The sequence below is a fragment of the Ruegeria sp. B10 genome (assembly GCF_056539825.1).
Window position 1 is genome coordinate 209,385 of sequence record NZ_JBQFVP010000003.1, and the last position, 15,359, is coordinate 224,743.

Consider the following 15,359-nt stretch of genomic DNA (forward strand, 5'->3'; position numbering starts at 1 on the left):
GCAACTCCATCATGAATGACGGTGACAGGGTTGGCCGCGTGTAAGCCGCTGTCAAGACGCGAAAAAGGCGACCCAATTGGCCGCCTTTTCCGAGCGTCTGGAATGGAGTTTACTCTGCCGCGATGGCGTCTTCGATCTTATCGACCCGGATCGCCGAGAACTTGAACTCGGGGATCTTGCCATAGGGGTCGATGGCCGAGTTGGTCAGGATGTTCGCCGCCGCCTCGACATAGGCAAACGGGATGAACACCATATCTTCGGCAATCGCACGGTCGGCACGAACCATGATCTCGATCGAGCCGCGACGGGTGGTCAGGCGGATCATCTCGCCCGGCTCAATCCCCATCAGTTTCAGGGTCCGCGGGTTCATTGAGCAGTTCGCCTCAGGCTCAACCGCGTCCAGAACCTTGGCGCGACGCGTCATCGACCCAGTGTGCCAATGCTCCAGCTGACGACCGGTTGTTGCGATCATCGGGTATTCGTCATCCGGGGCCTCATCCGGCGGGATGACGCTGGCCGGGGTAAACCGGGCCTTGCCGTCCGCACGTGGGAAGCCGTCACCGAACACGATCGCCTGACCCGGGTCTGTCTCGGACAGAGACGGATAGGTGATGGTCTCGGTCTCCAGACGCTCCCACGTGATGTTGTTGAGCGAGTTCATCGTCAACTTCATCTCGTTGAACACCTGCGACACGTCGGTGTAGTCCCAGTTCAGCCCGATCCGCTGCCCAAGCTCGACGGTGATCTTCCAATCCTCACGCGCCTCACCCGGAGGGGTCACGGCGGGCCGCACACGCTGCACCTGACGGTTGGTGTTTGACACAGTGCCGTTCTTCTCATAGAGCGCCGAGGCAGGCAGGATGATATCGGCATAGTTGGCAGTTTCGGTCAGGAAGATATCCTGCACGATCATCAACTCCAGCTTGGCCAGAGCGTCGCGCGCGTGACCAACATCGGGGTCGGACATGGCCGGGTTTTCACCCTGGATATACATCCCCTTGATGTTGCCCTCATAAGCCTGATCAATGATCTCGGTGACGGTCAGGCCCTTCTCGTTCGAGAAGTCACGCTCATCATTCCACACATTGTTGAACTTGGCGCGGATGTCATCGTCCATGACCGACTGATAGTCCGGCAGGAACATAGGGATCAGACCGGCGTCTGAGGCCCCCTGCACGTTGTTCTGACCCCGCAGCGGGTGCAAACCAGCGCCGGGTTTGCCCACATTGCCGGTCATCAAGGCCAGCGAGATCAGGCAGCGAGAGTTATCAGTGCCGTGAATGTGCTGGCTGACGCCCATACCCCAGAAGATCAGACCGGCCTTGGCCTGCGCAAAGGTGCGCGCGACGCGGCGCAGCTGCTCAGGCTCGATACCACATATGGGCGACATTGCCTCGGGCGTGAACTGGCGCAGATGCTCTTTCTCAGCTTCCCAGTTCTCGGTCCAGCGGTGGATATACTGGCTGTCATAGAGCTCTTCCTCGACGATCACGTTCATAATCGCGTTGAGCATCGAGACATCAGCCCCCGGACGGAACTGCAGCATTTCATCGGCAAACTTGCGCATACCGACGCCGCGCGGGTCCATCACGATCAGCTTGCCGCCGCGTTTGGCGAACTGCTTGAAGTAGGTCGCTGCAACGGGGTGGTTCTCGATCGGGTTCGAGCCGATGATGATCGCCACGTCCGCGTTTTCGATCTCGTTGAAGGTCGCGGTCACAGCGCCCGAGCCCACGTTCTCGATCAGGGCCGCAACCGACGAGGCGTGGCACAGACGGGTGCAGTGGTCGACGTTGTTGTGGCGGAAGCCCTGACGGATGAACTTCTGGAACAGATACGCTTCTTCGTTGGTACATTTGGCCGAGCCAAAGCCCGCAACGCTGCGCGGGTCTTCGTCGCGCAGGGCCATCAGCTTGGTGGCGGCCAGATCCATCGCCTCTTCCCAGGTCGCTTCGCGGAAATGGGTGTCCAGATTGCCCGGATCGACGTTCAGACCCTTTTCAGGTGCATCCTCACGACGGATCAGCGGCTTGGTCAGGCGGTGCGGGTGGTGGATATAGTCGAAACCAAACCGGCCTTTGACACACAAACGGCCTTCGTTGGCGGGGCCGTTGATGCCCTCGACATATTTGACCTTGCCGTCCTTGACCTTCAGCGAGACCTTGCAGCCCACGCCGCAGAACGGGCAGACGCTCTCGGTCTCAGAGTCGTAGTCCTTGCTGTCACCCTTTTGTTGGTCGTCCAACACGGTGGCAGGCATCAGCGCGCCGGTGGGGCAGGCCTGAACGCACTCACCACAGGCCACACAAGTTGAATCGCCCATCGGGTCGTTCTGGTCGAACACAACCTGAGCCGTATGGCCGCGACCGGCCATTCCGATCACGTCATTCACCTGAACTTCACGGCAGGCTCGGACGCAGAGGTTACAGTTGATGCAGGCGTCCAGATTGACACGCATCGCAACGTGGCTGTCATCCAGCAGCGGGATCTTTTCAGCCTCTTTCGCCGGGAAACGGCTCTCGCTGACACCGTTCAGCTTGGCCATGTCCCAGAAATGGCTGGAGGTGTCATGGGCTTCTTCGGGCTGATCGGCAACCAGCAGTTCCATGACCATGGCGCGCGATTTCTCGGCCCGGTCGCTGTCGGTCTTGACGACCATACCGTCTGCGGCAGGGCGGATGCACGAGGCGACCAGCGTGCGCTCGCCTTCCACCTCAACCATACAGGCGCGGCAGTTGCCGTCCGGGCGATAACCCGGCTGCGGCTTGTGGCACAGGTGCGGGATGGTGAACCCCTGGCCCTTGGCGGCTTCCCAGATGGTCCACCCCTCGGGCACGGTGACATCTTCGCCGTTCAGGTTGAAGGTGACGGTCTTGGTTGGGCTTGCGTCTAGCATGGCTCTGTCTCCCCTCAGATTTCGTCAGCGAAGTGTTTCATGACAAGGCGGATCGGGTTCGGAGCAGCCTGCCCCAGACCGCAGATCGAGGCGTCGCCCATGACCTGACACAGATCTTCCAGCAGATCAGTGTCCCACTTGTCGGCTTGCATCAGTTTCACCGCCTTTTCGCAGCCGGCACGGCAGGGCGTACACTGGCCACAGCTTTCATCTTCGAAGAAGCGCAGCATGTTCAGCGCCGCATCGCGGGCGGTGTCCTGATCGGACAGAACCACTACGGCCGCCGAGCCGATGAAGGTGCCATGCGGTTGCAGCGTGTCGAAGTCCAACGGGATATCATCCATCGACGCAGGCAGCAGGCCCGAGGATGGACCGCCCGGCTGGTACGCTTTGAACGTCTGCCCTTCGGCCATGCCACCGGCAGCTTCAATCACATCCAAAATGGTCGAGCCAGCGGGCAGGAGGTATACACCCGGCTTCGCCACACGACCCGAGATCGAGTAGCTGCGCAGGCCCTTGCGGCCATTCTTTTCAACCGAACTCAGGATCTGCGGCCCTCCGCGGCAGATTTTCGAGACCCAATACAGCGTCTCAACGTTGTGAACCAAGGTCGGGCGGTTGAACACACCGACCTGCGCCACGAACGGAGGACGGTGGCGGGGCAGGCCCTTCTTGCCTTCGATCGACTCGATCATCGCGGATTCTTCACCGCAGATGTAGGCACCTGCACCCCGGCGCAGGTCGATGTAGCCTTCTTCGACAATCCCTGCCTGCTCCAACGCAGCAATCTCGCGACGCAGGATTTCCAGCACGGCGGGGTATTCGTCGCGCATGTAGATGAAGCAGGTCTCGGCCTCGACGGCCCATGCGGCGATCAGCATACCTTCCAGGAAGACATGCGGCGTGCGTTCCAGATAGTAGCGATCTTTGAATGTGCCGGGCTCGCCCTCATCGCCGTTCACGGCCAGATAGCGCGGGCCTTCATTCATGCGAACAAAGCCCCATTTCTTGCCCGACGGGAAGCCCGCACCGCCCAGGCCACGCAGGCCCGAGGACAGGACGTCTTCCTGCACCTTTTCCCAATCGCCACCGGCGCGCAGCTCTTTCAGCTTGTCATAACCGCCTTCGGCCTCATAGGCCGCGAAGGTTTCGTAGTCAGGCAGATGCGCATGGGTGTCACCCGCTGCAATTGCAGCCTGCACCTTTTCGGGGGTCGCGTGGTCGATATGGTTGTGACCGATCTCAAGCACCGGAGCGGTGTCACAGCGTCCCATGCACGGCGCGCGGACAACGCGGACCTCAGCCGGATCCAAGCCATCTTCCAGCGCCTTCTGCAGCTGCTGAGCACCGGCCATCTCGCAGGACAGGGAATCACAGACGCGGATCGTCAACGCAGGCGGCGGCGTCTCGTCCTCTTTCACCACATCGAAATGGGCATAGAAGGTCGCGGTTTCATAGATCTCGGCCTGACCGATGCGCATCTCGACCGCCAAGGCGGCGATGTGGTCGGCGCTGATATGGCCGTGCGCATCCTGAATCAAATGTAGAAATTCGATCAGCAGATCGCGGCGACGGGGGCGATCCCCTAGCAGGCGCGCAATCTCCGCCTGTGCCTCGTCTGTAAACTGACGGCCTTTGGGCGTGTGCCGCCCTTTGCCTTTACCTGACTTCCAAACGCCCTTGGGTGCGCCTGATGGCTTGGTATCTAATGGTGCCATGATGCCCTCCGATTGAGGCTCCGTGTCTCATCAGAGGAGGATATCGTCAAATCGTCTTATGCAATCGCACGATAACGACACCTTATCACCGCAAAGACGTCACAACCGCCCTCAGGGCTTCGACTGTTGGCAATTCCGGATCTCGGGTCAGGGTCGCTAAACAAATCGGTTTACTGACTACGGGGTCGATCAGCGGCAGCACTTTAGTCCCCTTCAAATCACCCAGAGATCGCAGCAGAACACGCGGAACCACAGTGGCCGCCAACCCTTCACGCGCCATCACCATCGAGGCGGTAAAACCGCTGGTTTCGGCCACCACATCCGGGTGCAGCCCCTGATCCAAAAAGATCCGATCCAGAATACGCCGGTTCTGCATTTGCGGCACCAGCAAGCTGAGGGGGAATTCAGCGACCTTGGCCCAAGGGATCGGGCCGGTATCCTCGACCATATGCGCAGGGGCCAGGAGGACATAAGTTTCCTCGTAAAGAGGCTGTACCTGCCGCAAATCGGTGCCGATGCTGTCGCCATAGGTGACCCCCGCATCCAGGCTGCCTTCGTCCAACCGATGCTGAATGGCCGAGGCCGACATGGTCTCGATCCGGGTCACGATCCGCGGATGCGCCTTACGCAAATGTTTCGTCAGCCGTCCAGTAAACGCGATGGCGGTCGGGATCACACCCAGCATCAACGTACCAGTGATCTCACCCTTTGCGGCCTGCACCTGCTGCTCCAATGCCTTGGCATCATCCAAAATGCGCCGCGCCCGTAGGACGATCATCTCACCCTCTTCGGTCAGACCCTGAAACCGATTGGCGCGCCGGACAATCGAAACGCCCAACCGGTCCTCAAGATTGCGAATGCGCATCGAGAAGGCGGGCTGGGAAATCCCGCATTCCTCAGCCGCTTTGGCAAAATGCCGATGCCGCGCGAGGGCACTGAGGAGTTGGAGGTCTCGGATTTCGATCATGGAAGGGGTTCTCGGACGGCAGGCTACAAACAATACTAGCGGGTTTTCAATCCGCAGAAACGCGTAATCCGACGGGAATCTCAGCGTAGCGCGACTATGCAAGGCAAAGTACTAGCAGGCAAACTCCTCGAGATGGTAACTGAATGTCAGAGAAACGGACTTTGCCGCCCTTCCCACTTTGTACTTGAACGACCGTTTTTGGATTTCGAGACCAACTCTTCGTCCTTGCCGTGCCAAGCAAATGGGGACGTGACACTGGTTATGACGGCTTGCCATCTGATTCATGAGCGAGCATTCCCCGATGCACAGACATCCGCTTCCGATGCAACCAATACTTCCCCGAGATCACAAAACCTGAGGGAGAGCGTCAACCGCAATGGTAATATCAGTTAGCGATAGCCCCACCCTTTTGTACGATCCGAATGACCTTGACGCGGCGGATGATACTACTCGGATAACTGATTTCTTGAGCCGACTTGAAAAGATCATTTTTTTCTGATTTGGCGAGAGCTTTGACCATAGTGAAAAGCAGAAATCAGCTAGCTAACATTTCGGAGAGCTCACCTGCTCCTTTTTGCAGGATGTTCAGAAAGGACAATAGGCTGTTGACGTCGTGACGTTGTGTTGGAGCATGCACTGAAAGTGTGCCTACCAATCTACCCTGTCCATCACGAACGGGCACAGCGATGGCCGTCATTCCGGCCATGAATTCCTCATCATCTGTCGCGTAACCGTTTTCAGCGATTCCGCGGATTTCCTCGCGTAGTGCTTTGGGGTTCGTTAGGGATTGTTCGGTTTGAGGTCGTAAATTGCCTGCCGAGAGAAACCCATCCAACGTCTTCTGACGCAGAGTAGACAGGTACATCTTGCCGCTAGCTGTGCAATGGAAGGGCACCTGAGTGCCGATTGGCAATTGGATGCGTAGCGGCCATTTCGTTTCAACCCGGTCGAGGTAGATCATCCCTTCGCGGTCTGGGATGGCTAAGTTGCAAGTCTCACCAACCTTTTCAGCGACGCTGCGCAAGATCGCCAAACGTGCCGTGCGCAGGTGTTCGGAAGACATAGTATTGACCGAAAGCGATCGCAGCCGGTGCCCAGGACCAAATGAGCGGCCATCCAGATCTCGTTGCAGGAAACCCTCGGCCTCTGCGGTTTGCAGCAGACGGTGGATTGTGGGCTTGGCCAATCCCAATGTCTCGATTAGGTCCGATGGTTTGACGGCGACCCCGCGCCGCGACACCTCCTCAAGGATGAGAAGAAGGCGCAGGTTGGTCGGGATCTGAGTTTCTTTGTCTTGTGTTTCCGTCTCGGCCATCCCGCAACATTCTAGTTATTTGGCAGCAGGATCAAGGCCAGATCGGGCACAAGCGACACCAATATCCATACGGACAGCAAAGCCACCAGATAAGGCACCGTGTATCGCAAGAGACGGAAGTAGGGTACACCCGTCACGCCTGATGCCACATAGAGGTTCAAACCGTAGGGCGGAGTGATGAAGCCGATAGATGCGCCCACCAGGAAGATCACCGAGAAATGGATCGGATCTATCCCAACCGAGGCCGCAATTGGTGCGAGTATCGGCGCAAGGATGATCGTCACGGGCAAGCTTTCCAGCACCATTCCCGAGAAGAAGACGATCACCATCGAGGTGAACAGAACCGCGTGGTAGCCGCCCATTGAGGTTACAAAATTCCCAATGGTTTCTTGCGCGCCCAGCAGCGACAGGATTTGCTGCATCACCACAGAAATTGCGATTAGCGGTGCAAGGATGCCTGTGATCTGGGCTGACCGGATCACAATTGACGGGATCTCGGGGATCGTAAAGCCTTCGACCACGAACATCTCGGCGTAGCTTTTTTCGGTCGGCGGAATATCGTTCCGTGCGCCCATGATCCGATTGATCGGATAGCTGACCAACCCGGCGATCACACAGAAGCCAACGGTCACACCCGCCGCTTCGGTGGGTGAGAACTTACCGGTGTAGATACCCCACAGAACCAGCCCAATGGCGAAGAAACCCAGCCATGCGCCGAACGCGGTTTTCAGCACCCGGTTCAGTTGCAGCGGGATCAAGTGGCCCCAGCCGTTCATGCGACAGATGATCCAGCAGGCAAACTGCATGCCAAAGACCATCAACGCACCGGGCAGAATACCCGCGACGAACAGCTCCGAAATCGGCAGGTTCATCAGGAACCCATAGACAATGAAAATAATCGACGGCGGAATGATGATCCCCACCGTGCCCCCCGCCGCCGCAGTGGCTGCGCTGAACCGCTCATCATAGCCGCCCTTGACCATCTCCGGGTGCAACATGGACCCGATGGTGGCGGTCGTGGCCGAGTTCGAGCCCGAGATAGCGGCGAACAACCCGCATGCCCCTAGAGAGGCCATCGCCAGCCCGCCGCGTATCCAACCCAGACAGGCATAGGCGAAATCGCTGAGCCGCCGCGCGATGCCGGATTTGTTGATCAAGTCTCCTGTCAGAATGAACAGCGGCATCGCCAGCAAGGCGAAACCTTTGTTGAAGACGTTCAGCAACTCGGCACCCATATTGTCGAGCGTCAAGCCGAGGACAAACGAACAACCGATGACCCAGTAGCCGATGACCAGGAGAACCGGCACGCCCAGCATGAAGAGAAAAGTGACCCCAAGCGAGATCAGTGTGACCATGGTTCCATCTGTCATTAGTCTGCTCCGATCACAGCCTGCTTGATGAGCGGCTCGCCTGTTTTCCAATTGTGCAGATCATCCGCGAGGTTTTGAAACACCCGCCCGACCATCAAGAAGAAAGACAGCGGTGCAGCCAGAAGGAACCACCACTGCATGACGTTATCGGTACCCAGTACGATCTGGAAATTTGACGCAGACAGGGCGACCAGTCGGGTTGTGGTGACAATGACGATCACCGCGAAAATAAACCACAGAACCGCATCAAGGATCAGGCAAGTGAGTTGCCCTGCCCTCGGCATTGCGGTGCGGAATTCACTGAAACTCAGATGCGTGCGAAGGCGTACGTTGTAAGACGCCCCGAACCACGCCATAACCATAAAAAGCAGGGGTGGAATGGTCGTTGACCAAGGCTCTTGATCGTTAAACACGAAACGGTCGATCACGCCCCAGAAGATGATCAGTGCAATGGCAAGATACGAATAAACCATCACTGATCGTTCCAGATGGCGTTCTATGAAGGGCACCTTTCGATAGACCAGCATGACCAGAAGTCCGCCAATTGCAGAGGCCACTGCACCCAGAACCCAAGCAGCGTCAGATTCCAGAGCGGATTGAATCTCGAACGAATCCTGGCTGAGAAAGGCGCTGAAGATCGCGCCTATGTCTGCCCATAACGACATGTACCCCGTCCTCCCAGTCGGTGTGTCTTTTGGAACCGGCCCGTTTGAGGGCCGGTTCACATAAGCTTATCAGGCTTGGCCCATCCACCAACGGCGCGGTTCGACGTTTTCCGGCAGGGTATCGGCCGGAATTTCACGCGCGATGTCGTAGATTTCCTGATACGTATCGATGCCACCAGCCCATTTGTTCAGGCGTTCACGCCACTGCGCCCAAGGCTCAGGGTTGTAGTTCGGAGCGCACATCTCTTCGGCCAGTTTGATCTGATCGTCCGGCAAGAAGGCCGGGCGGACACCGTTTTCGGCAAAGATCGTGTTGGGAAGCTGCGGCTCCGAGAAGCCAACAGTGTTCAACAATGCAGCCTCATTCGCACCTTGGATCAACGCCTGAGTGAAGTAGGAAGACTCCATCACTGCGTCTTGCAACTCGCCTCCGAGGCTATCGAAGACCTTGGCGGACATCGAGGTGTGCTCGGTGCCACAGAAGAACTTCAGGTTCACCGACTGCGAAACCACCGGCGCCATATTGGCGTAAGCCACAGCAGAGGCCCAAGTTTCAGCCCCGTCAATCAGACCTGTTTTTAGAGCGTCCAACGTCTCTTCCCAAGCCACCGGAACCGGGTTCAGGTTCAGCAACTGCATTGCAATCCGGCCCAACTGCGTGCCGGTCACACGGTTCTTGGTGCCGAACAACTCTTCCAATTTGGTTACTGTGGGCTTGTCAGCAAAGGTCGAGCCCATTTGCAGGCCGCGCAGTTCGCAATGGGTAAACAGGAACTTCAACCCATGCCGTTTCTCCAGGGGGTCGCGGAGAATGCGCTGGCTCGCAGGGCTGTAGAAGAAGTGGTACTGCGCCGCGCGGCTCGGGAACATATAGGCGTAGTCCAACACGTTCAGATAGGGCGCGCCACCAGCCGAGTTCTGGGTCGAAGCGGCGTAGATATCAACGATTCCCTGCTGGGTTTTTTCAACACAGCTAAGTTGTCCGCAGATCTGATTGTCGCCGATGAACTCGATCCGAATCTCACCATCTGTGCGTTCTTCCAGATCACGCGCGAACTCGATAGCCCCGGCGCGTTCGATCAGAAGGTTGCGAGTGTTGAAGCCTGAAGCGCCAAACTTCAGCGTGTGCTTAGGCTCTTTTGAGAACCGTTTTTCGTACGTGGATTCAGCCGCTTGCGCCAGGTTGGCCAAGCTCATCGCTCCACCAAACCCACCCGCTGCCAGCAGAGTCGAACTCATACCGTAACGGCCAGCTACACGGAAGAAATCCCGCCGCGAAATACCACTTAGTTTCTTACCGATCTCCATTGCTTACCTCCCTGATCGCAATTATTGAGACGTTTTGTATCAAAAAAGGCTAGTATATTTCTTGCATCTTGCATAGAGTTTTTTCGACGGCGTGAGGAGGAGGCAGTCATGGAAGTGGATTATGCGGTTGTGGGCGCCGGGTCTTCGGGCTGCGTCATTGCCAACCGGCTGAGCGCTAATCCTAACACGACCGTTGCACTGCTAGAGGCAGGTGGCCGCGATACAAACCCATGGATTCACATCCCCGTTGGCTACTTCAAAACCATGCACAACCCATCGGTCGATTGGTGTTATCGCACCGAACCTGATCCTGGTCTGAATGGTCGATCCATCGACTGGCCACGCGGCAAGGTACTGGGCGGGTCATCCTCATTGAACGGTTTGCTCTACGTTCGTGGGCAGAAAGAGGACTATGATCGCTGGCGGCAAATGGGCAATGAGGGCTGGGGCTGGGACGATGTCCTGCCCCTTTTCAAGCGCTGCGAAGACCAGGAGCGAGGTGAAGATGAATTCCACGGCGTTGGTGGGCCCTTGTCCGTATCCAACATGCGTATTCAACGCCCGATCTGTGACGCGTGGGTGGCCGCAGCGCAGGCGGCGGGCTATCCGTTCAACCCCGATTACAACGGCGCGGAACAAGAGGGGGTGGGTTATTTCCAACTAACCACCCGCAATGGCCGCCGGTGCAGTGCAGCCGTTGCCTATCTGAAACCCATTCGGGATCGACAAAACCTAAACATCATTACAAATGCGCTCGTAACGCGCGTGGTTCTGGACGGAAAGAAAGCAACCGGCCTCGTGTATCGGGATCGCTCTGGCGCAGAAAAAACCCTGACCGTCCGGCGTGAAATCATTTTGTCCGGCGGAGCGATAAACTCGCCGCAGATCCTGATGCTTTCAGGGATCGGAGACCCGGACCACCTGAAAGAAAACGGCATCGAACCGCTGCACGCCCTACCAGGTGTCGGCAAAGGACTACAGGACCACTTGCAGGCCCGGCTCGTTTTCAAATGCAATGAGCCGACACTGAATGATGAAGTCCGCAGCCTGTTCAATCAGGCGCGCATCGCCCTGAAATACGCACTGTTCCGTGCTGGTCCTATGACCATGGCCGCCAGTCTTGCCACCGGGTTCATGAAAACCCGCGAGGATGTAGAGACGCCCGACATTCAATTCCACGTTCAGCCCTGGTCCGCCGACAGCCCTGGCGAGGGTGTTCATCCGTTCTCAGCCTTTACCATGTCGGTCTGCCAACTGCGCCCTGAAAGCCGGGGGGAGCTACGCTTGAACGGCCCGGATCCATCTAAATATGTCAAAATAATACCGAACTATCTGTCCACCGAAAGGGATTGCCGAACCATTGTTGACGGAGTGAACATCGCCCGCAGTATAGCCAAGCATAATCCTTTGGCCTCAAAGATTTCAGAGGAATTTCGGCCAACGGCTCAGCTGAGTTGCGACGATTATGAAGGCACGCTGGACTGGGTAAGATCAAACACCGCATCCATTTATCATCCAACCGGAACTTGCGCGATGGGAAGCACCGAAGCATCGGTCGTAGATGCAAAACTAAAAGTGCACGGTATAGCCAACTTACGAGTGGCCGACTGCTCGATCATGCCGGAAATCGTCAGTGGTAACACCAATGCGCCCGCCATCATGATCGGAGAGAAGGCTAGTGATTTGATACAGGCAGATGCGTGAGACAAGAATGGAGGGAAAGGTGTTTGATCCCTCGGTTTGGCTGTTTGCTCTTCTCTCTGGAAATAGAGAACCAACATTGGGTCTCCAGTTATTTACCATTGCGGCATCCGCTTTTAATGGGATTGAACTGGTCAACATGATCCGAAAAGGCAAATTCACGCCCGGAGTCTCGGTGTTCCAGTAGTTCGCCAACTTGGCAGGATAATTGATACACTTGGCAACTCCGTTCGGTGGCACGAACCTGCCCTTCGCCGGGCTTGTATTGAAAATCAATAGCGCGGACGAAGCTGCCATTTTCAGGCCGTTCAGTTGTGTAGATACGGTCGACGCTATTGACGATGGTTCTGCCCAACTGAAGCTTAGACGAGTAAATTCTCGCTACCCATTGAGCTTGCTTCTCTACGCTTGTGGTTTCTTACCAGACTCTTCTTCTTTGGACATGAAGCTTACGGTAAGAGTTGAATCCTCGACCCACAACTTGCAGAGGTAACTTGTGTGATCAAGGGCATTTCGAAGCGGACCATCATCGCCGGCTTGCTAGGTGTGACGGTGGCAATCAGCGCCGGAGTTGTTTGGTTCACTATGTATGGACCGGGGTCGTGGACTGACAACATATCCAATCGCGACCTCATTGATACGACGCCAGATGCTGGCCTGCCTAGAGAAGTGAACGGACAATCCGCCAAACTCCTCTCGGCCTTCCACGGGCTTGACGCACTTCCACGCGTCTCAAATGTGATTTGCAGGGGGTCTGAGGGCAACACCGGAATGCCAGTGATCTTTTCTACTGAGATAGACATCGCGACTATGCAGGCCGGGGATTTTAAAGTCACAACTCGGTCAGGCGCGTCGGGGAAGATGCACTGCGCGTCCGTTCTCCCAGCGACAGACCCAGGTGAGTTGCGCACGGTTCTTTTGATAGGGCAATTGGGACCCGCCGAAAGCGACCCACCGGTTAGGGTTGACGTTGTCGGGCATTTGCAGTCGATCGACGGCACGCTTGATTTTCAGGGAGTGAGTGCGTCGGTGATAACACTAGAAGATGGACCATCGATTGTTTTGGCCGAAGTTGTTGAGGACTGGACACTTGTCGGCACTTTGGGCCCGCGTCGCGTAAGGGGTAGCCTCTGCCCGACGGAAGGCGTCGTTCAGGCGATCCGTGTAACGTGGGAAGGGGGTGTGACGCTGAAGGATGGCAGCGAACCAGGTGAGGCAGAACGCGATCTTTATACTATCACCGTCGAGGCACCCGATGGGACCCGTCGTGAAGTGAAGCCGCTCGCGCTCGCCAACCTAGGTGACGGGGACAACAATCATATGCTGTGCATGGACACGATAGATCGGCCCATCTCGGTGTCCTTTCCAGAAGGCATCTTTACGGACCCGAACGATGATTTGAACCCAGCCACAAAGATTAACGTAACTCCGTATCGGTAAACGTCCCGGAATGACCACCCCGCAGACTTAGGGTATATGGATACATCGTCTCGTGCTGGTGCGTGTTACGGTACAATAGATTTCAGCGATGGAAGCGGCACAGAAGGTCCGTTTTGGGCTCAAAGTGGTCATAGCTCGGGTGCGCATCCAGTGGCACCAAAGCATTCGAATAGTGAAGGTGTTGATGCTCAAGTATTGAACAAAAAGTGCATCACATCGCCATCCTTGACGATGTAGCCCTTGCCCTCAGCCCGCATCTTACCTGCTTCTTTAGCACCTTGCTCGCCATTGGCGGCGATGTAGTCGTCATAGGCGATGGTCTCAGCGCGAATAAAGCCTTTCTCGAAGTCCCCATGGATGACGCCTGCGGCCTGCGGCGCGGCGGTGCCAGTGCGGATGGTCCAGGCGCGAGCCTCCTTCGGGCCGACGGTGAAATAGGTTTCCAGCTTGAGCAGGTCGTAACCGGCGCGGATCAAACGGTCGAGACCGGGTTCTTCCAGACCCATTTCGCTTAGGAACATCTCAGCCTCGTCCAATTCCAGCAGGCTGATCTCTTCTTCGATCTTGGCGCTGATGATGACGTGCGCGTTCCCCTGCGCGGCGGCCATTTGGGCTACCTTGGACGAGTATTCGTTGCCCTCGGCGGCTTCTTCCTCGGACACGTTGCAGACGTAAAGCACAGGCTTTGTCGTCAGAAGCTGTAGCATCTTCCAGGCCTTGGTGTCTTCGTCCGAGACCTCAACAAGACGCGCGGGCTTGCCGTTTTCCAGCACCTCCTGCGCCTCAGACAGCAGACGGTCCTGTTGCTGCGCCTCTTTATCGTTGCCCTTAAGCTTGCGCACCAGATTGGCGCGGCGCTTTTCGATGCTTTCCAGATCAGCCAGCATCAGTTCGGTCTCGATCGTGTCAGCGTCGGCCACCGGATCGACCCGGCCGTCCACATGGGTCACATCGCCGTCTTCGAAACAGCGCAGCACATGGGCGATGGCGTCGGTCTCGCGGATATTGGCAAGAAACTGGTTGCCCAGCCCTTCACCTTTCGAGGCCCCTTTCACCAGACCGGCGATATCCACAAAGGTCATCCGCGTCGGGATGATTTGTTTTGAGGCAGCGATCGCCGCCAACTTGTCCAACCTGTCATCAGGAACGGCCACGTCGCCCACATTGGGTTCGATGGTGCAGAACGGGAAATTCGCGGCCTGGGCGGCTGCGGTTTTGGTCAGCGCGTTGAAGAGGGTCGACTTGCCCACATTCGGCAAACCCACGATTCCCATTTTAAAGCCCATGACGGTCTCCTGATGCTTTTCGCGGCTGCTTCTAGGCGGGTCAGCGTGAATGCGCAAGCCAATGTGGGTGATGGGCGCCCTTCACCCTCACGCTGGATTCACGGATTTGTTCCCCTGTTGTGTTCGCGGGCGCATTGAAAAGAGGCCATTGGAATAAGCACGTGAAAAGGAACATCGAAGACCAAACGGAAATGTTCCTATGAAGAAAATCCTCGCTTTGTCGGCTGTTCTGGCCATATGCGCCGGCATGGCACATGCCCAGTCCATTATTCTAGGGGCTGGTTTCGCAGATTTCTCGGACAGCGACTCGGACGATCATGCGCTTATCGCGCTGGAATATCAGCACCGCCCGTTTCGTCAGGCGACCCGGTTCAGCGTTGGGTGGGGCGCAGCCCTGTCGATCGACGAAGCGGGCGATACCCATATCGGCGTGGGTCTGGTTGGTCTTTATTCTCTGAACGATCGCTGGTTTCTGGAAGGCAGCGTCATGCCCGGCTACTTTTCCGAGGCCGATGAGCTGAACGATCTCGGCGGTAGCTTTCAGATCCGCAGCCTTTTTGGGGTGGGATACACACTGGACAATGGAAACAAGGTGTCGATGGCCATCACCCACAAATCCAACGCCAGCACGCAAGAGGATAATCCGGGCGTCAACGCCCTGCTTTTCCGCTATCACTTCGCGTTCTGAGAGTT

At 57.0% G+C, this 15,359-nt stretch carries 11 protein-coding genes; 3 read left to right on the forward strand and 8 right to left on the reverse strand.

What is annotated here, in order from left to right; translation table 11 throughout:
• Nucleotides 1-109: 109 nt before the first annotated feature.
• From fdhF to ACR0J4_RS05480, 7 genes are all read right to left on the reverse strand, one after another.
• Nucleotides 110-2,896 carry a formate dehydrogenase subunit alpha gene (gene fdhF / locus ACR0J4_RS05450; RefSeq protein WP_170640447.1) on the reverse strand — a complete coding sequence of 929 codons (2,787 nt, stop codon included), beginning with the start codon at nt 2,894-2,896 and terminating at the stop codon, nt 110-112.
• Between the two features lie 14 nt (nt 2,897-2,910).
• Nucleotides 2,911-4,614 carry an NAD(P)H-dependent oxidoreductase subunit E gene (locus tag ACR0J4_RS05455; protein ID WP_170640449.1) on the reverse strand — a complete coding sequence of 568 codons (1,704 nt, stop codon included), beginning with the start codon at nt 4,612-4,614 and terminating at the stop codon, nt 2,911-2,913.
• Between the two features lie 85 nt (nt 4,615-4,699).
• Complete coding sequence (locus ACR0J4_RS05460; RefSeq protein ID WP_170555585.1) at nt 4,700-5,581, reverse strand: LysR family transcriptional regulator; 882 nt, start codon at nt 5,579-5,581, stop codon at nt 4,700-4,702.
• A 535-nt stretch (nt 5,582-6,116) separates the two neighbouring features.
• Entirely contained in the window at nt 6,117-6,896 is a 780-nt protein-coding gene (locus tag ACR0J4_RS05465; protein ID WP_170640451.1) for an IclR family transcriptional regulator, read from the reverse strand.
• 11 nt (nt 6,897-6,907) lie between these two features.
• Nucleotides 6,908-8,266 (reverse strand): TRAP transporter large permease, encoded by a 1,359-nt coding sequence (locus tag ACR0J4_RS05470; protein WP_170380872.1) that lies wholly within the window; start codon nt 8,264-8,266, stop codon nt 6,908-6,910.
• On the reverse strand, nt 8,266-8,931 hold the full coding sequence (locus ACR0J4_RS05475; protein ID WP_170380874.1) for a TRAP transporter small permease subunit: 666 nt from the start codon (nt 8,929-8,931) through the stop codon (nt 8,266-8,268). Before ACR0J4_RS05475 ends, ACR0J4_RS05470 begins: the two co-directional genes overlap by 1 nt.
• Nucleotides 8,932-9,000: 69 nt before the next feature.
• A complete protein-coding gene (locus ACR0J4_RS05480; protein ID WP_170380876.1) occupies nt 9,001-10,239 on the reverse strand; it encodes a TRAP transporter substrate-binding protein in 1,239 nt (412 codons plus the stop codon).
• Between the two features lie 108 nt (nt 10,240-10,347).
• Here ACR0J4_RS05480 and ACR0J4_RS05485 point away from each other — a divergent pair, with 108 nt between their 5' ends.
• A complete protein-coding gene (locus tag ACR0J4_RS05485) occupies nt 10,348-11,943 on the forward strand; it encodes a GMC family oxidoreductase N-terminal domain-containing protein (protein ID WP_170747294.1) in 1,596 nt (531 codons plus the stop codon).
• A gap of 495 nt (nt 11,944-12,438) precedes the next feature.
• Nucleotides 12,439-13,380, forward strand: coding sequence for a hypothetical protein (locus tag ACR0J4_RS05490; RefSeq protein WP_170640455.1), 942 nt, complete (start codon nt 12,439-12,441; stop codon nt 13,378-13,380).
• Between the two features lie 188 nt (nt 13,381-13,568).
• Here ACR0J4_RS05490 and ychF read toward each other — a convergent pair whose 3' ends face one another.
• A complete protein-coding gene (ychF, locus tag ACR0J4_RS05495) occupies nt 13,569-14,666 on the reverse strand; it encodes a redox-regulated ATPase YchF (RefSeq protein ID WP_170640457.1) in 1,098 nt (365 codons plus the stop codon).
• 199 nt (nt 14,667-14,865) lie between these two features.
• Between ychF and ACR0J4_RS05500 the strand changes: the two genes are divergently transcribed.
• Entirely contained in the window at nt 14,866-15,354 is a 489-nt protein-coding gene (locus tag ACR0J4_RS05500) for an acyloxyacyl hydrolase (RefSeq protein WP_170640459.1), read from the forward strand.
• The last annotated feature ends 5 nt before the right edge of the window (nt 15,355-15,359 follow it).